22 protein-coding genes are annotated in these 23926 nt (G+C 47.5%); 7 read left to right on the forward strand and 15 right to left on the reverse strand.

Going from position 1 to position 23926, the window contains the following annotated elements:
- Positions 1–81: 81 nt before the first annotated feature.
- The 3 genes from RJ47_RS06685 (at position 82) to RJ47_RS06695 (ending at position 2540) form a co-directional block, all read left to right on the forward strand.
- Complete coding sequence (locus RJ47_RS06685; RefSeq protein ID WP_039482570.1) at positions 82–1452, forward strand: endonuclease/exonuclease/phosphatase family protein; 1371 nt, start codon at positions 82–84, stop codon at positions 1450–1452.
- A gap of 135 nt (positions 1453–1587) precedes the next feature.
- Positions 1588–1908 carry a hypothetical protein gene (locus tag RJ47_RS06690; RefSeq protein WP_038189853.1) on the forward strand — a complete coding sequence of 107 codons (321 nt, stop codon included), beginning with the start codon at positions 1588–1590 and terminating at the stop codon, positions 1906–1908.
- Between the two features lie 104 nt (positions 1909–2012).
- On the forward strand, positions 2013–2540 hold the full coding sequence (locus RJ47_RS06695; RefSeq protein ID WP_039482572.1) for a hypothetical protein: 528 nt from the start codon (positions 2013–2015) through the stop codon (positions 2538–2540).
- A 21-nt stretch (positions 2541–2561) separates the two neighbouring features.
- Here RJ47_RS06695 and RJ47_RS06700 read toward each other — a convergent pair whose 3' ends face one another.
- A complete protein-coding gene (locus RJ47_RS06700; RefSeq protein ID WP_039482577.1) occupies positions 2562–3809 on the reverse strand; it encodes a S1 family peptidase in 1248 nt (415 codons plus the stop codon).
- 197 nt (positions 3810–4006) lie between these two features.
- Here RJ47_RS06700 and RJ47_RS06705 point away from each other — a divergent pair, with 197 nt between their 5' ends.
- Positions 4007–4732: a DUF3581 domain-containing protein gene (locus RJ47_RS06705; protein ID WP_038139980.1), complete on the forward strand. Its 726-nt coding sequence runs from the start codon at positions 4007–4009 to the stop codon at positions 4730–4732.
- Positions 4733–4786: 54 nt separating this feature from the next.
- Here RJ47_RS06705 and RJ47_RS06710 read toward each other — a convergent pair whose 3' ends face one another.
- The 8 genes from RJ47_RS06710 to RJ47_RS06745 form a co-directional block, all read right to left on the reverse strand.
- Positions 4787–5959, reverse strand: coding sequence for a tetratricopeptide repeat protein (locus RJ47_RS06710; protein ID WP_039482580.1), 1173 nt, complete (start codon positions 5957–5959; stop codon positions 4787–4789).
- On the reverse strand, positions 5956–6576 hold the full coding sequence (locus RJ47_RS06715) for an energy transducer TonB (RefSeq protein ID WP_039482583.1): 621 nt from the start codon (positions 6574–6576) through the stop codon (positions 5956–5958). The genes RJ47_RS06710 and RJ47_RS06715 overlap by 4 nt, the downstream gene beginning before the upstream one ends.
- Positions 6576–6980 carry an ExbD/TolR family protein gene (locus RJ47_RS06720; protein WP_039482585.1) on the reverse strand — a complete coding sequence of 135 codons (405 nt, stop codon included), beginning with the start codon at positions 6978–6980 and terminating at the stop codon, positions 6576–6578. The genes RJ47_RS06715 and RJ47_RS06720 overlap by 1 nt, the downstream gene beginning before the upstream one ends.
- Entirely contained in the window at positions 6977–7531 is a 555-nt protein-coding gene (locus tag RJ47_RS06725; protein ID WP_039482587.1) for a MotA/TolQ/ExbB proton channel family protein, read from the reverse strand. Before RJ47_RS06725 ends, RJ47_RS06720 begins: the two co-directional genes overlap by 4 nt.
- The gene (locus RJ47_RS06730) at positions 7531–8898 is read right to left on the reverse strand and encodes a MotA/TolQ/ExbB proton channel family protein (protein ID WP_082016326.1); all 1368 of its coding nucleotides are present in this window, start codon (positions 8896–8898) and stop codon (positions 7531–7533) included. The genes RJ47_RS06725 and RJ47_RS06730 overlap by 1 nt, the downstream gene beginning before the upstream one ends.
- Positions 8898–9665 carry a DUF3450 domain-containing protein gene (locus RJ47_RS06735; protein ID WP_039482594.1) on the reverse strand — a complete coding sequence of 256 codons (768 nt, stop codon included), beginning with the start codon at positions 9663–9665 and terminating at the stop codon, positions 8898–8900. Before RJ47_RS06735 ends, RJ47_RS06730 begins: the two co-directional genes overlap by 1 nt.
- Positions 9666–9871: 206 nt before the next feature.
- Positions 9872–10849, reverse strand: a complete 978-nt coding sequence (locus RJ47_RS06740) for an ion channel (protein WP_038139965.1) — start codon at positions 10847–10849, stop codon at positions 9872–9874.
- A gap of 86 nt (positions 10850–10935) precedes the next feature.
- Positions 10936–11832 (reverse strand): LysR substrate-binding domain-containing protein, encoded by an 897-nt coding sequence (locus RJ47_RS06745; protein WP_038189827.1) that lies wholly within the window; start codon positions 11830–11832, stop codon positions 10936–10938.
- Positions 11833–11931: 99 nt separating this feature from the next.
- Between RJ47_RS06745 and RJ47_RS06750 the strand changes: the two genes are divergently transcribed.
- Entirely contained in the window at positions 11932–13179 is a 1248-nt protein-coding gene (locus RJ47_RS06750; RefSeq protein ID WP_039482597.1) for a D-amino acid dehydrogenase, read from the forward strand.
- 286 nt (positions 13180–13465) lie between these two features.
- Positions 13466–15004 carry an alanine/glycine:cation symporter family protein gene (locus RJ47_RS06755; protein ID WP_038189822.1) on the forward strand — a complete coding sequence of 513 codons (1539 nt, stop codon included), beginning with the start codon at positions 13466–13468 and terminating at the stop codon, positions 15002–15004.
- Positions 15005–15131: 127 nt separating this feature from the next.
- Here the strand turns inward: RJ47_RS06755 and RJ47_RS06760 are convergent, their stop codons facing one another.
- The 5 genes from RJ47_RS06760 to guaB form a co-directional block, all read right to left on the reverse strand.
- On the reverse strand, positions 15132–15728 hold the full coding sequence (locus tag RJ47_RS06760) for an acetate uptake transporter (protein WP_005471594.1): 597 nt from the start codon (positions 15726–15728) through the stop codon (positions 15132–15134).
- Between the two features lie 87 nt (positions 15729–15815).
- Complete coding sequence (locus RJ47_RS06765) at positions 15816–16649, reverse strand: hypothetical protein (RefSeq protein ID WP_039482600.1); 834 nt, start codon at positions 16647–16649, stop codon at positions 15816–15818.
- A 153-nt stretch (positions 16650–16802) separates the two neighbouring features.
- Positions 16803–18500 carry a chitinase gene (locus tag RJ47_RS06770; protein WP_038189813.1) on the reverse strand — a complete coding sequence of 566 codons (1698 nt, stop codon included), beginning with the start codon at positions 18498–18500 and terminating at the stop codon, positions 16803–16805.
- A 208-nt stretch (positions 18501–18708) separates the two neighbouring features.
- Positions 18709–20262, reverse strand: coding sequence for a glutamine-hydrolyzing GMP synthase (gene guaA, locus RJ47_RS06775; RefSeq protein ID WP_039476191.1), 1554 nt, complete (start codon positions 20260–20262; stop codon positions 18709–18711).
- A gap of 115 nt (positions 20263–20377) precedes the next feature.
- A complete protein-coding gene (gene guaB, locus RJ47_RS06780) occupies positions 20378–21841 on the reverse strand; it encodes an IMP dehydrogenase (protein ID WP_005471456.1) in 1464 nt (487 codons plus the stop codon).
- Between the two features lie 232 nt (positions 21842–22073).
- Between guaB and xseA the strand changes: the two genes are divergently transcribed.
- Positions 22074–23405: an exodeoxyribonuclease VII large subunit gene (xseA, locus tag RJ47_RS06785; protein ID WP_039482603.1), complete on the forward strand. Its 1332-nt coding sequence runs from the start codon at positions 22074–22076 to the stop codon at positions 23403–23405.
- Positions 23406–23415: 10 nt separating this feature from the next.
- Here xseA and RJ47_RS06790 read toward each other — a convergent pair whose 3' ends face one another.
- The gene (locus RJ47_RS06790; RefSeq protein ID WP_005471497.1) at positions 23416–23637 is read right to left on the reverse strand and encodes a zinc ribbon domain-containing protein; all 222 of its coding nucleotides are present in this window, start codon (positions 23635–23637) and stop codon (positions 23416–23418) included.
- Positions 23638–23926: the final 289 nt, after the last annotated feature.

Here is a 23926-nt window from a genome sequence, read left to right on the forward strand (position 1 = left end):
TACACCGCGACTCGGGTCACTTTACATTTAGGGTATTCACACTACCATTCCTTTGATATTCATAACCAGAATGCTTCTTAGATGAAAAAGCTAACAACTCCTTTGGCTCTCGCCATTAGCGCAACACTGCTAACTGGCTGCGGCGCTATGACCACCCAAACGACCGAGTCCCCAATGACTGAAGTAACCATCGCGACTTACAACCTCTCTTTCGACCGAGCGACCTTCGAAGACTTAGTCAAAGAGATGCAGATCGAACCTAAGCAACAAACGGCTTTAGTTACTCGCTACCTTGATGGCTCGATCAGTGAGGAAGACAAGCAAACGGCTGAGAAAGTCATTCAGATTCGCAACGTTGCGGCGATCATCCAGAAAAACCGCCCTGATGTGATCATGATGGCTGAATTCAACAACGACGGTACCGGCGAAAATAAAGCCGCGCTTATTGGTTTTCAAACCAACTACCTGTCTGTTTCGCAAAGCAGTGAGGGCGCGGGCGGCCAACCTAACCTAACCGCTATTGAGTACCCGTTTTTTGAATCTTACGCGACCAATACGGGGCTATTGAGCGATCTCGATTTGGACAACAATGGCAAGAAAGGTCAACTGCCAGGCGACGCATGGGGCTTTGGTTTTTACCATGGCCAATACGCGTTCGCTTTAATGTCCAAGTATGAAATTGACACCGAAAACACGCGTACTTTCCAAGAGTTCAGATGGAAAGATCTCGCGGGTGCAACGATCCCAACCATCACCAAATGCAATGATAAGTACAATAAGATCCCGCAAGGCATGAAATGTGGTGACCCTTGGTACAACGACGAAGAGTGGCAACAAGTTCGTCTCTCGTCGAAAAACCACGTCGATGCACCAATCATTATCCCGACTGACAAGGGCGACCAAGTGGTTCACCTATTGATGTCACACCCAACACCACCCGTGTTCGATACTGGCAAAAATCAGATGCAAAACGCAGCTGAAGTCGCCTTCTGGCATCAATACATTCAAGGTAAGCCATACTTCTATGACGATGCGGGTAACACGGGCGGTCTGGAACAGGGTAAACACTTTGTGATCATGGGTGACCTAAACCTCGACCCTGTAGCTGGCGACGGCGTAAGCTCGGTGATGCAAGCGCTGCATAATGACCCATTGCTCAATCAAAAAGTGATGAATGGGGAGCTCTACCCATCAAGCCAAGGCGCGGTCAAACACATCGAATCAAGTGGTAAGCGCCATCCAAAGCCTGAACATGTGACCTCAACCTTCGGGTTAGGAGTGGATTACGCAATGCCATCTGCAACGCTAAACGTGATCGACTCGGGTGTGTACTGGTCGACGCCAACGGAAGAAAGCTATCGCCTGTTTAACGACAAACGTGTCGGCAAATATGGCAATGGAAAAGATGTTTCTTCAGATCACCGTATGATTTGGGTGAAGGCCAAGTTCTAATCTAAACAAGCCCTACTGCATAAGTAGGGCTTACTTTTACTGACAAGTAAGCAAAAGTAAGTGATTTAAATATCAATTATAAGTTCCGCTATAGTCCGTTCCTGATTTTTGACCAACAACCATCGGGAAAGCACTATGATTACCTTCACGAATGACTCTCTGCTGACTATGTGTCGTTACCTGCAGGAAGAAACCTTTCCATCTGAAACGACCTATCTGTTCAACGATGGTATTCAACTTAGAACCGTTGCTAACTTCAAAGCGATTGAACAGTACTTTGAAGGGGCTGGCATGCTCAGTTCTATCACGACAGGCTATACGCTGACGTTTGAATCAGGCGAAGAGATCCAATTCAAAATAAAAGATAACCAACTGGTGTTGGCTCAAACTAACTTACCTGCGAAAGCAAAAACCGATCATGGTGTGCACCACTCGGTATCTCAATACATGTTCTAAAGATGTGTATCTGGCTTTTAGGCGCATTTTACAACCGGCCTCGTCGCACTCTTGCTTTGCGCCTTTTATACTAGGGCTTTGATATAGCCAGACCACAAAACACAATGAACCCACAACTTTCGATTCCTTTGTTTGACTTTTGTCGTACCGCCAGCACGCCTTTACTCACTCAAGATTCAGCCAACTCCACAGTTGTAGAACACAGCCAAGACATCGAACTACTGAAAACATCACTGAACGAGCTTCCCCACTTAGCCGGACACCTTTTCTTGTCAGTTCCAGTACCAAACTCCTCTGAAAACGTGGATTGCGTGGTTCTCTATCGCGGTTTGATTTTCGTGCTGTCAATTGATCACGTCAGTCACGATTACGATTGTGCCAAAGCCGACCAAGTCCATCACTTTGCTCGCCAGTTCAAAGAGCAGCATCAACCAAGTCGAGACAAGTTCATCATTCCAGTTCTGGTAACACCAAAAGCTCAGCCCCAAGCCAGCCCAATTCATGTATCTGAAGACTTAGTCGCCAACACACTCTGCGATACGGGTGAACATTTGGCAGCGCTGTTAGAGCATTTCTCAAATCAATACAAAGATGATGAGATCTTGGCTGAGACTTGGCTTACGGAGCGGTAATTTGCTCAGTTTTCACAAACCTTAGCTCTCGCGTGTTGGTAGCCAATAACGACGGTAGAGAAGTAAGCCCAACCCAATCATGGTTAACCACCCGTTGCTACCACTACTGCTTGAGCCCGAATCGCAACCAAGCTGCGCCGTCCCACTGCCCACGCCGATATTGGCACTGCCGGAACAGTTGGGCGAGGTTTCAGGTGTGGTGCTGCCTTCTTCTGCCTCTTCATCGGGGGTATCGCCAGGATCAGGAGTCGTGGTTGAGGTCAAAAATGTCGGCTTGATGACAGTTTGAGTCGGTGGCGTTGGCGCACTTGTGTATGTCGATATCCAAGTCAGATAGTGATTGAGATTGGTGTGCCAAGCTGGAATAGTCGCAGAACTGCATATCGTGTTGCTCACAGGGCTAGCGCTAATAATGCCAACTTGGTAAGTGTTAGAGTCAGCAGCAACAAAGGTCAAAGGGCCCCCAGGATCACCCTCACAGGCTCCGTTTCCATACGCTTCATCTTGGTCATTTGTCACGACCAACGTCGACATCGTGCATAGCTTGGTAGGATCGGTTGTCGACGCAATGTATCTGGGCGTATCACGTCCGCTCTCTAGACGAGCATAACAATCGGCGATAGGGTTAAAAGCAACGTCGACTTCATCCAATATGGTATCACTACCACCAAAAGCGGGATCCGGCTCCGAGGTGTCACCATCTCCCCAACCTGCTACTTTTACATTAGGCTGCGGGTTAGCAGGATCCCATAGAGGTCCTAGCGCGAGCAATTCACTATATCTTGTCGAATCAACTAAAGAGATTGGGGTACCAGAGAAAGTGCGCTCAACATAAAGTAGCGCAATATCATTTTGATAAGCTGTTGTGGTTGCGCTGGCAGTCGGATAATAATCTGGGTGTATGACAACATGCGTAACGCGATACAAATTGCCAATGGCGGTATCACTCAAATCAGCCACACCTGCTGTCACCGACAACTCTATTGGTTTCGCAACATCGTATTGCGTTATGTTCTCTGGGTTCTCTTCCGAGTCTTCTTGGCTAGAGCTTGATGCAACTAAACAGTGCGCCGCAGTCAATACCCATTGCGGAGCGATGATGGTACCACCACAAAAGTGGTCTTCAGCCTTAACACTCGCTCCCACTGATACCACATGACTGTAATCACTTGTGTACTCAATTTGGCTGACGGCATTGCCTGAAACTATCGCATAAACAGAAAGCGGCCAAAGAGAGAAAGCCACCCAGATTAGGTGAAGTCGTGACATGTCACCTCCTTGTCCAAACTTAACGTTAGAATGACACTGTTACTAAACTAATCACTTATCTTAGTATTAACCAGTTGTGCAAATATCGCACAAAAATATTATTTTCAATATTCACTGCAGCTTCTCATCTGGATAGACCATTTGATTGACTGCCTTCATGTATACTTCGCTCCAGTTATAGCCACATGAATTCAACTATGTTTCTGACACCGTATTTTTCGCAAAATAGCGACCAATTTCAGTTTACTCGTCAACAAGCGAGCCATTTCGCTAAGAAAGTGGCGGGTGATTTCAACCCAATCCATGACGAAGACAACAAACGCTTCTGTGTACCTGGCGATCTCCTCTTTGCCGTTTTGCTTAGCAAAGAAGGCATCAGCCAGAAAATGCGTTTTGATTTCTCAGGAATGGTGAATGATGGCGTCGCGTTATCAGTAGATAATAAATGCGAAAAAGAAAGTGCAGTTGTCGATGCCAATGGTAAAGAATACCTACACATGTCTCATGAAGGTGAAGTGAACCGCAACCCAGAGTTCATCGAACACGTCGTAACAAGCTACGTGCAGTTTTCTGGCATGAACTTCCCGCACATCATGGTACCGCTGATGGAAGAACAACAGGCGATGATCAACTGCCAGCGTCCTTTGGTTATCTATGAAAGCATGGAAGTGGAGTTTGACCGCTTAGATTTGACTCACCCTGAAGTCGACTTTACTGGCGCGACCTTCGATGTGGATGGCAAGCGTGGTGTGGTGACGTTGAACTTTGCCTTTAAAGAAGATGGCGAAGTGGTTGGCAAAGGCATCAAGCGTATGGTGGCAAGTGGTCTAAAACCTTACGACCAAGCCTCTGTAGATGATTTGGTCGAACGTTTTAACGCTCGTAAAGATGCCTTCCTAGCGCAATTTGCTAACGCGGCATAATCGACAAAGGCTACCTCGGGTAGCCTTTTTAGTTTTCCGCTCGACAACACTCTATTAGCTACTTTGGCGCGCTTTTGTTTTACGCAGTTGGGTTAGATATTTCACCCAACTCTCAGCTTGAGCTGAAGGCTTAATCGCATTGGCACGTTTCGCACTTACCAGTGCATCCTCAAAGCGTTGCAACTTGTAGTAGGCTCGAGCTTTCATCAGTGCCACCTCAGCCTTTCGTCCAGGCACCTGCTTTAGCGCGATCAATGCTTGCTCATAATGGCCTTCTTGAACCAAGAGCTGAGACAAATTCCAATAGTAGTGGCGATCGAGTTTGGCGGCGACTCGCCAGCTTGCAATCGACTTATCCCACTCCTTTGCCATTTGCCAAAACGTCGCTTGTTGCGCTTTGAGCTTACTGTCTGAGTTTAGGTCTTTTAGCTCACCTAGCACCTTGGCAGCACGTTCTGGAATTCCCCTTTGGCCGTACAACTGAGCCAGCAACTTAACATCATCTTGAGTGAACGCCGCACCTTGCAGTTTGGCTAAGGCGAGCGTATCCAAAGCCCGTTTACTGTCTTCTGTCCGAAGGTACAAAGCGACAAACTGTCGCCACCATTCCATACGCTCAGGTTCAATGACAATTAAACGCTTAATCGTGTCTATGGCAGACGCCCATTGCTTAAGCTCAAGTTCTGCGGAGAGCTTAATCGACAATGGCGGCAACGCATCGGGTAAGCCAAATTGCTCATAACGAGCCATCGAAGAGAGCACCTCTCGCCATTGTCTTAGTTGGTAATGAGACTGAACGATACGTAGCCACACTTCATGCGCTTTCTGGTTTTCAGGCACCGAGTGGCTTAGCTCATAGTAATGAGGCAACGCTTGCGAAAATCGCTGTTCATTAAGCAATAAATCCGCCAGCATCTTACGCGTTTGCCAAGCTTGATCGTCATTTAAGAGCCCACTTGTGACCGCTGTATCAAGCTGTTTTATCGCCGAGTTTACTTGATCGCTCTGCCAGTAAAATATCCCTAGCATACGGGCGATGAATGCCCGATCGTAATCACGAGACGTTTCCAGTGCTTCCAGTGCTGAGATGGCGTCTTGGAGCTTGCCTTCTTGAGCCAAGTTATGCGCGCGTTGAATTCGCACCGCGGTATATTCACTGAGCTCATTGGCGAGGGTGGCGAAGGTGCTCATACTCAGCAGCACCCCGATTAAGAGCGTTTTCATCATTTGGCTAATTTGAACTCCACTTTAGCGGTTTGCCCAAACTGCTCAACCGATACGCCCGCTTCAATTTTTGGCTGATACTTCCATTTTTTCAGGGCGTTAACCGCTTCTTTCTCAAACACACGTTTTGGATTTGCTTCAATCACCTGAATGTCTTTAGGGCGCCCAGCAGCATCAATCGTGAACTGCATGATCACATACCCTTCCACTCGCCTTTTCAATGCTTTGCTTGGGTAACGAGGTTCTACACGATACAAAGGCAGAGCACGCTGGTTTCCCATCGTCCCTGTTAGATTTGGAGCGCTGATGGCAATGCCGTCAATAGCGGTATTGAGCCCCAAGGCACTACTAGGTATCACTGGGCTAACTGGCTTAATCTGCGTCTGCGCTTGCGTTAGGTTCATCGGTTCGGGAGACGAAGGCGGCTTTGGCTGCTCTGGTACTGAGCGTTGGCGACGTTGCACATCCGCATCGTTTTCTAACATCACCATATCAAACCGCACGGCTTCAGAAGCCTGAGGTGCCCCTTGATGACTTTTATCCACCATCCAGGCCATCAAGCTAAACAAGCTCAGCGAAATCAGAACTGATAGAGGCAACGCAAGGAAGAGTCTTGCCATTAAGGCTTCTCCGCCGCCAATGCAATGCGTTTAACGCCAGCGCCTTTTGCTGCATCCATCACTTTCACCACCGTGCCATTGTAAGCATGTTGGTCCGCTTGAATCACCAGCGACGCGTCGGGTTGATCAAGTAATAGATGCTCGATAGTGGCTTCAACACGTTCAATATCAATCATACGTTTATCAATAAACACATCGTTCGCGGCGTTAATGGCAATAAAGATCCCTGCGTCTTTCTGGCTCGCCACATTCGACGCTTGTGGGCGGTTCACCTCTACGCCTGACTCACGCACAAATGAACTCGTCACAATGAAGAAGATAAGCATGATGAACACGATATCGAGCATTGAGGTTAAGTCGATTTGCGCTTCCTCTTGACGGCGGTCTCTACGTCCGAGTCTCACTTCTGACTCCTTAAAGATTGTTCTAACTGGAGGGCTTTGCGCTGACACACTTTGCTTAAACGAGCGTGAGCAAACATACCAGCAAGTGCGGCAACCATACCTGCCATTGTGGGCAATGTTGCCAGTGAAATGCCGGAAGCCATTAATTTGGGATTGCTGCTGCCTTGTGTCGCCATCACGTCAAAGACCGCGATCATGCCGGTGACCGTACCCAACAAACCGAGCATTGGGCAAATCGCGACCAGCACTTTGATGGTTGATAGGTTTTGGCGCAGTTCAATTTGAGCCTTTGCAATCCATCCGTTACGGATTTGATGCGCGTACCAAGAGTGATGTTCCGCTCTTGAAGACCACTGCTCACAAAGCCGATTCTTCACTTTTGGGAAAGTCACCACAAGGTAGATAATGCGCTCCATAACCAGCAGCCAGCATAGTGTCACAACCGCCGCCAACCACCATAAAACAGGGCCGCCTTGCTGCATAAAACGCACTAAAGTCGCGGCCCAATCCTCGCTGATCAAACCCAATGTGTTGAGTAGGATCGGCTCCATTATGCTGCGCTCTCCGCGACCGTATGCGACGCATTGTTACTTGTTAGCGTATCGCGCTCAGCTTGCTCTGCCACAAGGCCAATCCCCTGCTTTTCTAGAATATGGCGAATGTTCTCAGCTTGAGAACTCAGTAGGTTGTGCGCCAGAAGCAACGGCATTGCCGCCACAAGACCCAGAACCGTAGTGACAAGTGCCATCGAGATCCCCCCCGCCATAACTTTTGGATCGCTATTGCCAAACTGAGTGATCACTTGGAAAGTTTCAATCATCCCCGTTACCGTACCAAGCAGACCCAGCATAGGGGCAAGGGCGGCAAGTAACTTTAGCATCGACAAGCCTTTCTCAAGGTGAGTTTGCTCATCAACCACCGCTTCTAATAAACGCAGCTCCAGCGCTTCAACACTGCGATGTTTGTCTTTTTGGTATACCGAAAGAATGCGCCCCAGTGGGTTGTCACTTGGCTGAGTTGAACTCTTTAATTGCTTCGCAATCTTTTGCCGTGCGATGAACAATGAGACACCACGGACCAGCGCGATAATCAACCCTATGGCGAGCAAGCCAAGGATAATCTTACCCACGACACCACCAGCATTCAGTCGTTCGGTCATGCTTGGAGAGTTTGCCAATTGCTCGAGCAAAATGCCTCTGGAAGGGTCAACCACCAGTGAGTCAGTATCACCTGAGATCAGGCTGCTTGCCGTGGGACCATTTTCAGGCTGGCGTAGATAGCTCACGGCATCGCCGCGCTGACCATTCCACTTCACGTAGCCCGCATCATTCAATAGCGCCATAGACCCGAGACGAACACCGTTAGCAGTTTGTTCGCGCCCCTCACCATCTAGCAAAGCAAATTGCACATTGGCGATTTCACCACTGGCTTTAATTTGCTCTTCCATACTGCGCCACATTGCGCGTAATTGAGGCAGTGTCGGCAATGATTTCGCAGCAACGATATCATCGATGTTTTGTTGAAATGAGTTGGCATCAACCCCTGTGACAGAGAACTTAAGCTCTGACTGCAGCTCTTTGGCATTTTGACGCACGACGCCAAAAAGCTCACCTAAGCTGCCGGTTTCTAGGCGAAGTTTCTCTTCAAGCTGGGCAAGCTGCGATTCGTTATCGCTGAAGATCACACTCAAAGAATCGGCCTCTGCTTGCAACGCTGCACGCTCGGCAACAAGCTGGTTCTTCAAGGCTTGTAATTCTTGCTGAGTTTTCTTAAACCCCGCTTCACGAGCCACATTGTGCGACTGCTGCTGACGATTTTCTTGTTGCGCTTTGTCCAGTAACGCATCACTCGCCACAGTTAAATGAGGGAAAAGAGCTGCAGTAGAAATCAACGCAACCGATAGCCATTTTTTCATCACTAATTTCCCTCCCAAACATTCAGAGAGATAGGCAGAGTCAGCATGCTCGGGGCAATCTGCTTGTTCGAGACGGCAAACGCTTTATCTAGTTCCGCTTTTTGCTCACTGCCAACCGCTTGCCATGATTGTTGCTGCTGTGACCAGTTCCAAAACTGTTCACCCGACAAACTGCGCGCCACAAGTGATACCCGCCCTAAGTAAAAAATATCGGCTTCTATTTGGTCATCACCATCCAATGCAATCTTGCCTTGGTAGACGCCCATCTTCGTGCCGTAGTCCATCTCAATTTGGTACGCCTCTAAAATACGACGAAATTTTTCCGCTTCAGCGACATCAGCACGCGTCATCATTGCCTCTAGCTTGGCTATGCGCTCTTCACGTTGTGTTTTTCGAATAGGTTTGTCATTGGCCACGATGCGCTTGAGGCCATCAATCATGTGATACATCAATGGCACCACACCCTGTCGAGTTTGCGCAATTTGCTCGATTTGCTCATTGAGACTCACCACCTCCTCATTTTGGCTGTTGACCAAACTAGAAAGGTGGTTGCGATAGATCGTTAAGTTGCTGACTTCTTCTTGCAACTGTTCAATTTCTGCTTCGAGCGTCAATGCCTTTTCAGCACTTGCGTCGATGCGTTTCTGACTCACGGCTGAGGCTTGATTGGTTTTACTCTGAACCGCTTGCGCATCACTAAGAGCATCCGCGTAGGCGGGAGTCAAAGTCGATGAGATCAACAAAGCGATACTGGGTTTAATTAGATTCATACAAGCTACATTTTGATTTCTAAAAACTACTAAAGGGGAAGACATCTCCTCCCCTTTAAACGAACTGATTGTATTCAGTGTTTGAACCGAATTATCGCCATGTAGTTTCGGTCTGAGCCTAATGTTACACCACTCGCCCTTTTTTGCTTAATGCTTGTTCCAGCAACTCCGACCAGAGCCTGATTATCCAATACATTCTCAACTCTTTAACGGGTCATTTTCTTCACGAAGACCACCACAAACAGCGCCATGGTAAAGCTGCCTAAAAAGGCCTCAAACGCTGCTATAAACCGAGCGACTCCCACTGGGGATATGTCGCCGTAACCCAAGGTTGTGAATGTCACCACACTAAAGTAAAGCGAGTTAAAGAACTCAAGCAGATAAAACTGCCATCCAGTTACGCCTTCATAGATGGGGTGTGCCCCTGTGGTATCTAAAAAGAAATACGCCATCGCACAGACAAAAATTAGGAAGATAGAGAACAGGACGACCCTAAGCGGATCCTCGCCGTAGCCACAAAACATATCGACCGATTTGGATATCCAGCGCTTCATGCTCAGTCTCGGCATTTGGTAACGCCGAAAGCGCATCTCTCGCTTAAAGAACTCGCCCGCGGTTTCAAATAAGCCCTGCTTCTCGCACTGCTTACGGATATTGCGGCACACCTCTTCCGCTTCTTGGTAAAGTGAAGCCGCCATTGAGGAGTCTCGCCGCTTCAACGCTTGTTTAGCCTGCACTTCTTGTTTAAGCCGCTTGCCCCACTCTACGTTTTCTAACTTAGCTCGCCCAAGCTCTGCCCCAAGCAAGTTGCAGTTGTCTAACTTGGCACAATGTAGATTTGCGCCAAGCATTTTTGACTTCATCAACGAAGAACCACGTAGATCTAAGCCAAAAAAGTGAGCATCAGATAAATCGGCACGGTAAAAATCCGCATCCCGACAAGAAAAGCCTGTTTTGCACCCTCGGTTGACCAAATCGATGTCAACCAAGTTTGTTTTTGCCAACTGAAATCCGTCGAGAGGTTTACCCGCTGCGGCCCATTGCTCAACCTTATTTTTTACGTCATCGTTGCTTTTATCTATATCGGGATCGTGCCAGTAACAAAGCCCGGACTCTCCACTCGGTTGATCGCAGCACCAGCCATCAGGGTTTCGATAGCTGCATTGGCCATGTTCAGATTTCATAGTTGCTGCCCTAAAGTGTACAAACGTCGCGTTATCGCTTGTTCACCCTAAAGTGTAGTGGGTGCATATGAAGATGTAAGACTATTTTATGATTTATCAATAACACTCTGCTGACGAAGCCACTGTTTGAACAGTCGTGTTGGTGGGTTGTCGACATGAGTGATAATGAAATAGCCAGCATTGGCTTTGATTGGTTCAAAGGGGGCCACCAGCCTCCCCTGATTGATTTCATCACCAAGCAGTGCAGTTCGAGCCAGCGCGACGCCAACCCCGGCTTCGGCGGCCGACATTGCCATATCTGTGCGGTTAAAGAAATGCCCTTGCTGGGTATTAAAATCGAGTTGTTGCTGTGACGCCCAGTAAAGCCACTCGTAATCTTTCGGCGCTCCCTGCCACGGCATAGCATCATGCAAAAGCGTCACACTCTGCCAAAACTGCCCCGCTTCGAGCGTCGCGTGGTGCTTCGACAGATAGCTTGGACTCATCACTGGAACTAAACACTCTTCCATCAACAATTCCGCCTCCGTCAGCTTGTACGGAATCGGTCCGTAATCAATGGCAACGTCAAAGTTTCGATTGTCACTGTCAACTAAGGCACCTTCGGCAAAGGTGTGTATTTGGATCTCAGGATACTGCTTTTGAAAATCTTCTAGCCTTGGCACCAACCATTTAAAAGCGAGTGATGGCGTGAGTTTCAAACGGATCTGCTGACTGTCTGACACTCGGGTGAGTTGATAGACGTTTTCTTCGATCGCCAACAGGTGATGAGAAACAGAATCGACCAGCTTTTGCCCCAAGTCTGTAAGACGGATCCCACGAGCATGGCGTTCAAACACACTAAAACCCAAGCGCTCCTCAATTGCTTGCAATTGCTGACTCACCGCTCCCGTTGTCAAATTCAGCTCGCGAGCGGCACTGGTCAAGCTCGCATGGCGAGACACAATGCAAATCAGATGAACACCATGTAATAAAGCAGACTTCATAAGTATTTAGTTTTTCTAAAGGGTGATATTAATTCTTATCGATTGTTAACCAGATGTAAACACCCCATTCTTGGCAAAATTGTTCTTCAGGAGTAAACAGTGAAGGTCATTGTATTAGGAAGTGGTGTCGTAGGTTTAACCACGGCGTGGTATTTATCTCAAGCAGGGTGTGAGGTCACGGTTATTGATCGTCAACCGCGAGCCGCAGAGGAGACCAGCTTTGCCAATGCGGGTCAAATCTCTTATGGCTATTCGTCACCTTGGGCGGCGCCTGGCATACCAATGAAAGCCCTCAAGTGGCTATTTGAAGAGCACGCACCATTGAAAGTAAAGCCTTCCCTTAGCCCTGAACTAATGAGCTGGGCAAGTAAAATGCTGCTCAATTGTCAGCTTGATCGATACCGAATCAATAAAGCACGGATGTTAACGATCGCTAATCGCAGCCGAGAATGTTTAGCTCAGTTAAACAAGCAATACGCAATTGAATACCAAGGTCGAACCCAAGGCACTTTGCAGATATTTCGCTCTGCCGCGCAGCTCAAAGCGGTTGAAAAAGACATCGCTTTACTCGAAGAGAGTGGGACACGCTACCAACTCATGGATAACCATCAATGCTTGGCCCAAGAGCCCGGGCTGGCCAATATGCGCGGCAACTTGGTCGGAGGCTTGTATCTGCCAGACGATGAAACCGGTGATTGCTACCTATTTTGCCAGCAGCTTCAGAAAATGGCGCAGCAAGCAGGTGTCACCTTCCTCTACAACACCGATATCGATAGCTTGATTCAGCAAGATGGTGAGATAAAGGCCGTCAAAACCCGTCATGGGGAGATAACGGCGGATCGCTTTGTCGTGGCGTTAGGTAGCTACTCTAAGCATTTGCTGGAATCTGTCGGCGTAGATTTGCCCATCTACCCTGTCAAAGGTTATTCGCTGACCTTACCGGTGATTGATGAGCTCAGCGCCCCTCAGTCAACGATTATGGATGAAACCTATAAAGTCGCGGTGACACGCTTTGAGCAACGAATTCGTGTCGCTGGCACCGCCGAGTTGGCAGGCTTTGATCCGGCACTGCCCGACAAGCGACTCGCGACGCTTAATCATGTGGTTTCCAACTTGTTCCCACAGGGTACCGATTTAGCGAAAGCAGAGTATTGGACAGGCTTTCGCCCCATGACGCCAGATGGCACACCGATCATAGGTCAGACTCCGATTCGCAACCTTTACACCAACACCGGACATGGCACCTTAGGTTGGACAATGGCCTGTGGCTCTGCGGAAATTCTCACTCAAATAATGACGGGCGATGCTGCCCAATATCGCGAGTTGAGCTGCGATCGATACCAATAATAGAAGCTATCGCCAAGCATTTATCAATTTACAGAATATATAAACACCCCAACTACCTAGCCGATAATGATTAAGTTATCGGCTTTTCGTGCATTTTAACCCACAAAACCTTACCAAATCCGCACATTTTAAGAATTAGCTTCAATTTTTAACATATATTTAGCATTTTGTGCCTAAGTTCACGCAAATCAACTTTAAAGAACAAATTTATTAACAATTGAGTTACAGAAAGGGTAATATTCTGCTCAGAAAACAACCATTACAAACTAATAACAGGGAAATACTTATGCAGTCACTTGTTGATTTTTTGAATGGAATCATCTGGAGCCCGGTACTGATCTATCTGTGTCTAGGCGCTGGTTTGTTCTACTCAATCATGACTCGTTTTGTTCAAGTTCGTCACTTTGGGGAAATGTGGCGCTTACTTCTATCAGGAAAAAGTTCTTCGAAAGGCATTTCATCGTTCCAAGCTTTAGCCGTGTCACTTTCAGGCCGTGTGGGTACCGGTAACATCGCAGGTGTTGCAGCAGCCATTGGTTTTGGTGGCCCAGGTGCGGTATTTTGGATGTGGGTGGTTGCTTTCTTCGGCGCTGCAACGGCATACGCAGAATCGACACTCGCGCAGATTTATAAAGAGGAAGACAACGGCGAATTCCGTGGCGGTCCAGCTTACTACATTGAAAAAGCGATGGGACAAAAATGGTACGCTTGGATCTTTGCGATCGCGACCATCTTTGCATGTGGCTTCTTACTTCCAGGCGTGCAATCTAACAGTATTGGTAACGCGGTAGAAGCAGCATTCGGTCCAGGTGAAATGATTGAAACCGCGATTGGTACATTCAGTTTTGCAAAAATTTTCACTGGTACGCTGATTTCTGTCATTCTTGCCTTCATCATTTTCGGTGGCGTTAAGCGTATTGCTAACTTCACGCAGATCGTCGTGCCGTTTATGGCTCTGGCTTACATCATCACCGCGTTTGTCATCATTCTACTCAACATCGGTGAAGTACCACGCGTATTTGCGATGATTGTTGGTGATGCCTTTACCCCTATGGCAGGTGTTGGTGCGGCAATCGGTTGGGGCGTGAAACGCGGCGTTTACTCAAACGAAGCAGGCCAAGGTACAGGTCCTCACGCGGCAGCAGCAGCAAGTGTTGATCACCCAGCTCAGCAAGGTCTTGTTCAATCATTCTCAATTTACATTGATACCCTTTTGGTCTGTTCTGCAACCGCGTTTATGATCATCATTACTGGTGCTTACAACGTACATGGCGCAGAGGGTTTCCTAGTGCAAAACGTTGCGGCAGACATCGCAGCAAACGGTCCTGTATTCACCCAGATGGCTATCGAAAGTGCGCTACCAGGCATTGGTAAACCCTTCATTGCGATTGCACTGTTCTTCTTTGCTTTCACTACTATTCTGGCTTACTACTACATCGCGGAAACAAACATCGCTTACATCCGTCGCACATTCAAAGTGAGCGGTTTGATGTTCATGCTAAAAGTCGCACTTATCGCGGTTGTCTTCTACGGCACTGTGAAAACGGCTAATTTAGCTTGGGCTATGGGTGATGTGGGCGTAGGTCTCATGGCTTGGCTCAACATTGTGGGTATTTTGATTATCTTCTTTATGTCTAAGCCAGCACTTAAAGCGCTGCACGATTACGAAGAACAACAAAAGCAAGGCGTTGAAGAGTACACCTTTAACCCTGTAAAACTTGGTATCAAAGGCGCGGACTACTGGGAAGATAAGTACCGCCGCAAAACGGGTAAAGAGCCAAGTGAAGAGGTTGAAGCAACGCCAGTCGAGCAGCCATCAACCTAATTCATTCAATAAGAAATGCAGTGGTAAAAAAAGGGGTTAGCCAATCGGCTAACCCCTTTCATTTACTGTTCCCGTATATGTCCGTCACGATGCTTCAGGCAAGCAGCGTAACATCATATTCATTTCATTACGCAGCAACTTGCTCAAGCTCTACGTGCTGCTCTGCCTTCTTTTCACCGATAGGCAAAATAGTACGGCCGTACTCATTATTAAGCACCTGTGCCATCGCAAAGTAAATTGCGCTCGCGCCACAGAAAATACCTTCAAATCCGGCAATCGTGCCAATAAGCTCACTACCTGTAAAGTCACGCGCCGCCAATAGGAAGAATAGAATGGTCAAAGAACCAAAGACAATTTGCTTAGCAACTGGGTAGCATAGTGAGCCGATAAACATGAAGCCTGTGAACACACCCCATAGCAATAGGTACCAACCCATAAAGCTAGCAGGACTTGCAGGCAGCCCCATGTAAGGCATAACAATCAGACCAACCAGTGTCAGCCAGAATAGACCGTAAGAAGTGAACGCCGTAGTACCAAATGTGTCACCGCGTTTGAAACACATCATGCCCACCAAAACTTGGCTAAGACCACCATAGAAAATACCCATCGCTAGGATCATCGAGTCAATCGGGAAAAAGCCTGCATTGTGGATGTTAAGTAAGATGGTTGTCATACCGAAACCCATTAGACCCAATGGGGCTGGGTTCGCCAATTTAGTTGACATTTTGCGCGCCTTTAAAAAAAGTTAATAAAAATTACGCGCAAAGTTTAATCCGAACGCCGTAAAAAGATAGATAGCTAAATCGCAATCTTAGATTGCACCGTTAGCGAGTTCTGCTTGGGTCATAATTTCGAGCGTTTCACCCACTAACTTAACTTTCTGTTCAACCAATGCCGCCTTCACTTCCGGTGTCACACACGCTAACCACTCCGTCATTGGTTCATGATTGAACTTGTCCATTGGTCCCATCTCTGGGCTCCATTGACCTGAAATATTGACCGTCTCTTTTTGACCGTCCGTTGTTGAGTAGTACTGAAAGGCAAACTCAATAGATTTAGTCGGAGTTATGGTGCCAGAGGCTCCCCACGGGGCAGGTAATTCGAGCATTGGGCCAATAGGGTAACTCTCTCCCTCGATCTCAACAGTGGTCGCCTCTCCAATTGCAACTTCTGCATTGTTTGCTGACTCATTCACGCTAAAATCTTGTGCAGATGTCATAGTTCGAGGCCCCTGTGGTCTCCCCTGCTCTAAGAAAAACCGAACAACAGAGGGTTGAGCTTGTACCGCGATTCCGATCTCGCCGATCTGCTCCATACACTCTTCATGTGACAGTACACCTGACAGACCAACACCTTTGAGTAACTCATTTTGCTGTGTTCCAATCATGTGAAACTGGCCATCTGGTCCTGTAATTGACATAACCTGACCAACTGATGCTTTGTGGATTTCATACTTTTGCGTGGCAACGCCGCTGGTGCTCGCTTCAAAGCTTAGGCTACCGAAATTGTTCCAGCTATGCGGATTACTCCCTTCATTGTTAACGGTTAGCCAGCTTGGCGTTTCTACTGGTTCTGCTGTTTCAGCGTTAGCACAACCGACCACACTGGCAACCAGGATTGTTAATAACGAAATCTTTGCTTTCATCTTTATTACCTCTAAACCCAATAACTGATGCCGCAATTGTATAGAGATTCAGCAGAAGGTGCTGTAATGAAACGTAAGGGGAGTGTCGTGGGATTGTCACAGAGAAAGCAAGCCTCTAGGAGACTTGCTTATATAGGGGTTAAAAGAGGTTAACTACTGGCAGCTGATCTCATCCCAGAACCAGTTAGATTGTGTCGGGCTTTCCCACACTCCAGGTCCATTCTTGGCAATAAAGCATTTACCGTTGAATGTCACTTTCTCACCATTGGCCACTTGTGTTACACCCGGCTCCCACTGGATAAAGGTATCTGGAACCGGAGTTGGTTCTGGAGTAGGCTCTGGGTCGGGTGTTGGAGTCGGCTCAGGATCTGGCGTAGGTGTTGGAACTGGATCCGGAGTAGGCTCAGTTGGCGTGCCGGCAATCAGTTCCCATGGTCCACCTAAGCTTGGATCATCCCCTTGAGTCCACCACTTCGCTTTGTACGTCGCGCCTTTGTAAGTCACCTGCTCACCGCCGGTATAAACTTTGTTTGCATCCCAATCAGTCCCCGTACCTGGGCCTGTGCCGGGATCAACAGGGTCAAGTTTTTCAACCACTCGAACCTCAGGCCAGCTTGAGTGAGAGCCGTAGAAGTTCGTTACACACTTCTCATAATCGCCCGGAACCAAGGCAGAGTATGCCGTTTGGAATCCAACCAATTCACATTCAAATGAGTAACCACCAGGGCGATCAGCGTAGTACTTCCAGTTGCCATCCCAGTTGGTGTAAAGCACATCGGTCGCACCATTTAAGTTCAAGCTACCGTATGGAGTTTGTTGCCAACAGGTGTTCTTTTCATCTGCGCCAATAGGGATTTGATAATGGGCTGCCAAGCCTTCCCAGTAGCGGATTCGGTTAACTGGCTGCCCCTTATCTTTATTTTGCTCACCACACTCGATACCGCCGTTGATGATATTGATTGTGGTACCAAAACCGTAGCCGATACCTGCATCAATTTCGCGTTGAGAAGGCGTCCACGTTTTATCAATCACGTGCAGCATCGCTGGTTTTGGTGCTTGCGGGGTTAAAAAGAACCACACCGCAGAAGCAAGGTTCAACCATGAATCTGCGACTAAACCCGGGTTGTTTAGTAACACAGATGCGTCTCCGTCAAACATTACCTCAGAGAACGCGCCGTAGTTAAAGTGGTAAGAAAGCTGTTTTGCCCCACGCCCAAAGTAGCCCTGCCCTGCGGCACATGGCCATTTTCTGTTTTGCCAGTCATTTTGACCACAGCCAGTGGTGTAGCCCTCTTGACCTTCAGACCAACCCATTTCACGGACATGAACCAAAGCTTGTTGCCACTCTTCTAGTGCCTGAGGGTTATCTGAGATGTTGTCTTTGGCAATGTGGCCGCCCGTCTCTTGCGCAAAATGAGCAAAAGCAGTCACGATAGAGCGCTTACAAATCGCATCAGAATCACGGCCATCGGTATACTCCGCACAAAACGCAGGGAACTTACCAATCGCTTTCAGAAATCGAGTGTAGGTGTATTCTGGAGCGGCCATCTGAGTAAGAAAATCCCACTCAGCTCGTGGAAAAACGCGTTCTGCGCGCTTAACGTTATCTGGGTTGGTGGCGAGCCCAGCATCGATCGCATCGACCACGGTATTTGGTGCCGTTCTTAATGCTTGCGACCATATGCCATACATCGGGTTTGATGTTTTTTGCTGCTCCGCTGCCGTAATGTCTGCGCGTGAGACCACATAGCCAGTTGGGTTCTGTGGATCGGGTTGAATGTTCATTGCCGCCCAAGCGGAAGAGCTCATACTCAACGCGCTGGCTACAGCAATAATAGGTAGGGTTTTCATTATTTTACAACTCCTTTCGTTTCGAAGTTGTATGAGAATAGTTGAGGAGAGATCCGAATAGACTCAATCAAAAGTCAACTTGCGAGGCAAGGCCAAAAGCAACGTAATAAACCTTTACCTGTGTCGTAAGAATCGATAGCTGGGTTCAAAAAAACCAGCCTGAGGGCTGGTTTCATATGTGCTTAATTGCGTTCAATTTTCAGCAGAATTATTCCCACTCAATTGTCGCTGGTGGCTTACCAGAAATGTCGTAAACGACACGGGAAATACCGTCAACTTCGTTGATAATACGGTTAGAAACCTTACCTAAGAAGTCATATGGTAGGTGCGCCCAATGCGCTGTCATAAAGTCGATTGTTTCAACAGCACGTAGCGATACAACCCAATCGTACTTACGCCCATCGCCCATTACGCCAACCGAACGTACTGGTAGGAATACCGTGAACGCTTGAGAGACTTTGTTGTATAGGTCAGCAGCGTGCAGCTCTTCAATGAAGATAGCATCAGCACGACGTAGCAAGTCACAGTACTCTTTCTTGATTTCGCCAAGAACGCGAACACCTAGACCAGGACCAGGGAATGGGTGGCGGTAAAGCATGTTGTAAGGTAGACCTAGCTCTAGACCGATCTTACGCACTTCATCTTTGAACAGCTCACGTAGTGGCTCAACAAGACCCATTTCCATATCATCTGGCAAACCGCCAACGTTATGGTGAGATTTGATTACGTGCGCTTTACCTGTCTTAGATGCCGCTGATTCGATGACGTCTGGGTAGATAGTACCCTGAGCTAGCCATTTAGCATTCTTAAGCTTCTTAGACTCTTCATCAAATACGTCTACGAATACGTGACCAATTGTCTTACGCTTCTCTTCTGGATCAGATTTACCTTCAAGTGCTTTTAGGAAGCGATCTTCAGCATCAACTTTAATGATGTTTAGGCCGAACTGGTCGCCAAACATATCCATTACTTGCTGGCCTTCGTTCAAACGAAGCAGACCGTTATCAACGAATACACACGTTAACTTGTCGCCGATTGCACGGTGAACCAACATAGCAACAACCGATGAATCAACACCACCAGAAAGACCTAGGATAACTTCGTCATCACCCACTTGCTCTTTAATACGAGCAACTGCATCTTCGATGATAGATTCAGAAGTCCAAAGACGCTCACAGCCACATACGCCAAGAACAAAGTTCTCTAGCATTTGCAGACCGTTTTTAGTGTGCGTTACTTCTGGGTGGAACTGAACGCCGTAGTATTTCTTCTCTTCGTTCGCCATCGCAGCGTAAGGGCACGTGTCTGTCTCGCCAACTTTCACGAAACCTTGAGGGATTTCTACTACTTTATCACCGTGGCTCATCCAAACGTCTTGTGATGCTTCTAGATCTTTAAAGATCGAAGACTCACCAGAAACCTGAACCGCTGCGTAACCGAATTCACGCTCATCAGACGTTGAAACTTTACCACCTAGCTGCTCTGCCATGGTTTGCATGCCGTAACATACACCAAGAACAGGAACACCTGAGTCAAATACATATTGAGGAGCGCGTGGAGAGTTGTCTTCTGTAACACTCTCAGGCCCACCAGATAGGATGATTCCATCTGGGTTGAATTCACGAATATCCGCTTCTTCTACATCCCAGCTCCAAAGCTCACAGTAAACGCCGATTTCACGTACGCGGCGTGCTACTAGTTGAGTGTACTGAGAACCGAAGTCCAAGATCAGAATACGTTGGTCATGGATATTTTTAGTCATTTTGAGCAGTCTTATAAGCTAGGTTATTAAAACGGAGGCGAGTGTACTCGCCTCTTCTTAATGCTTCAAGGAAAAAAGCAAACGTTTACGTTAGGTGTATAAATCTCTAGCGAGATTAACCTAGACGGTAGTTTGGTGCTTCCTTGGTTATTTGAACGTCGTGTACGTGAGACTCTTTCATGCCTGCACCTGAGATACGAACGAATTCAGCTTTCGTACGCATATCTTCAATGGTTGCGCTGCCTGTTAGACCCATGCTTGAACGTAGACCACCCATTTGTTGGTGAACGATCTCTTTTAGGCGACCTTTGTATGCGATACGGCCTTCGATACCTTCTGGTACTAGCTTGTCTGCTGCATTGTCAGACTGGAAGTAACGGTCAGAAGAACCTTGAGACATAGCGCCAAGTGACCCCATGCCGCGGTAAGCTTTGTATGAGCGGCCGTTGTATAGGATTACTTCGCCTGGTGCTTCTTCAGTACCTGCGAACATTGAACCAACCATGACACAAGATGCGCCCGCTACGATTGCTTTACAGATGTCACCTGAGAAACGAATACCACCGTCAGCGATCACTGGAATACCGTACTCGTTTGCCACTTCTGCAGCATCTGCGATTGCAGTAACTTGAGGAACACCCACCCCCGTTACGATACGAGTTGTACAGATAGAGCCAGGGCCAATACCCACTTTCACTGCGCTTACGCCAGCTTCGATAAGTGCTTTGGCACCTGCGCCTGTCGCAACGTTACCACCGATGATGTCTAGATCTGGGTATGCTGCGCGAGTTTCGCGGATACGGTTAAGAACGCCTTCAGAGTGACCGTGTGAAGAGTCAATCAGTAGTACGTCAACGCCTGCTTCAACTAGAGCTTTAACACGCTCTTCGTTGCCAGCGCCAGCACCAACTGCTGCGCCGACGCGCAGACGACCTTGTGCATCTTTACATGCGTTAGGCTTACGCTCTGCTTTATGGAAATCTTTTGCGGTGATCATACCGGTTAGTTGGAACTCGTCGTTTACAACCAGTACTTTTTCAACACGCGCTTTGTGCATTTTCTCTTGAACTTCTTCGCGAGTTGCACCTTCTTTTACCGCTGCAAGGCGCTCTTTTGGCGTCATTACAACTTCAACTTTCTTAGAAAGGTCTGTAACAAAGCGAACGTCACGGCCAGTAATGATACCAACAAGTTCATTGTTGTCCGTCACTACTGGGAAACCTGCAAAACCGTGCTTTTCTGTAAGTGCAACAACATCTGCAATTGTCGCATCCGGATTTACGGTTACTGGGTGAGAAACCACGCCCGCTTCGTAAATCTTCACCTGGTGAACCATCTGAGCTTGCTGCTCAATAGACATGTTCTTGTGGATAAAGCCAATGCCACCCTCTTGCGCTAGCGCGATTGCTAGACGAGCTTCAGTAACAGTGTCCATAGACGCTGAAATCATTGGGATGTTTAGGGTGATGTTCTTAGTAAGCTGAGTGCGAAGATCAGCTGTGTTTGGGAGAACGGTGGAGTGTGCTGGCACAAGGAGTACGTCATCGAATGTCAGCGCTTCTTTGGCAATTCTTAGCATTTGCAATATCTCACAATTAGAGGAGTAAAAAGAACAATCCAATCTCATCGTTTCGCATAATGAGGGTAACCGATTTTAGGTTGTTGGCTACATTTGGATTAGATATTGCGGACGGATTATACGGCTTACGTAATCGCTTGACCACAAATTTTTTAATTTTTTTCTTGCATTTACCCCCTTGCTATGTATTATATTGCCGCTAATTTCCATACTCACGTCTACGGAATTAGTCTTGTCTTCTCTGACCAATCAAAATATCTTCACGGTTTCTCGTCTTAATTCTGAAGTACGCCTGTTACTAGAAAATGAAATGGGTATCGTTTGGTTGGTGGGTGAAATCTCTAACTTCTCCGCTCCGGTTTCTGGACACTGGTACCTCACTCTTAAAGATTCTCGCGCTCAAGTAAAATGCGCCATGTTTCGTGGTAACAATCGCCGCGTTACGTTCAAGCCGCAAAATGGTAACCAAGTATTGGTTAAAGCCCGTTTATCGCTTTACGAGCCTCGTGGTGACTACCAACTGATTATTGAAAGCATGCAGCCTGAAGGTGATGGGCGATTACAACAGCAGTTTGATGAGCTAAAAATGAAGCTGGCGGGAGAAGGCTTGTTTGCTCAAACCAATAAGCAGCCTTTGCCAGAGCATCCAAAATGCGTGGGTATTGTCACCTCTAAAACTGGGGCGGCACTGTTCGATATTCTTGATGTACTTAAACGTCGCGATCCTTCTCTTCCTGTCGTCATCTACCCGACCATGGTGCAAGGTGAAGAGGCGGCCATTCAGATTGCTCAAGCAATTGGTTGTGCCAATAGCCGTAATGAGTGTGATGTATTGATTGTCGGTCGTGGTGGAGGCTCCTTAGAAGACCTTTGGTGTTTCAATAATGAAATCTTGGCGAGAACGATAGCGGCGAGCCAAATTCCAATCATCAGTGCCGTTGGGCATGAGATTGATGTCACCATCGCCGATTTTGTTGCCGATATGCGCGCACCGACGCCTTCTGCTGCTGCAGAGTTAGTCAGCCGCGACAACAGTCATAAAGATCAAGCCATTGCGAGCCGCCGGCATAAGCTCGCCAGTGCAATGCGCCACTACCTATCGCAACATAAGCAAACCAATGCAAGTCTACTGCATCGCTTAGAAAAGCAGCATCCTCGTCATCAATTGCAAAGCCAAAGCCAGCAACTGGATGATCTGGACATGCGCCTACAGCGAGGGATGGAGCGCTATCTCAGCAGCCGAGCTCAGAAGATTGAGCGCCAGCAGCATAAACTGCAGCTTCATTCACCTATCAAGCGCCTCAATGAACAAGCCTCTTCACTGCAAAGGCTCGAACAAAAACTGTTGGATGCGATGGATAGAAAACTGCTGAACACGCGCCATCAACTGGCTTTGGCTGCAGAAAAACTGGATACGGTTAGCCCACTCGCTACACTCAAGCGCGGCTATTCAATTACACAAAATCAACAAGGCGACGTCATTACTAAGGCGTCACAAACCAAAACGGGCGACACCTTGGTCACCCGTTTGTCTGATGGTGAAATTCGTTCCACCGTCCATTAAGCGCCGCTCTCTAATTAGCTTGAAACTCGAAGCGCACTCGAGATTTAGACTTCAACTCGTTGCAAGTATTGCAAAAATAGTTCGCCGCACCACACGCTTGCAGTTTTTCTAGCTGCGCATTGCAGTCTGGGCAAAACCCGACTTTTGTATAATCGATATCGCATTGATTACAGTGGTAATGCCCTTGCCACTCCAACTCTTGCTCACATGTTGGACAATGATTTTCGTTCATTGGTGACCCCTCAACTCTTTATTTACTTGTCACTTTAAGGTTTTGTGCTCTTGTTACTATGATCTGGCTCATAGGCAAATCAATCACTCTCCTCTCTAACTCACACAGAATTAAAGATCGAAACAAGATCATCGGCTAAATCCATTTTGATCAGCGATCTGCCTCAATAAGAATATTTATATCACCACACACCGAAAGCATAAGTTACATGTGCTGCATTTGAATTTTAAAAAGGATAAAACACCAATACTAGTTAAATTAAAAGACAAAACAGAATTTAATAAAAAGA

Origin of the sequence: Vibrio sinaloensis (assembly GCF_000808535.1) — a bacterium.
GTDB lineage: Bacteria > Pseudomonadota > Gammaproteobacteria > Enterobacterales > Vibrionaceae > Vibrio > Vibrio sinaloensis_D.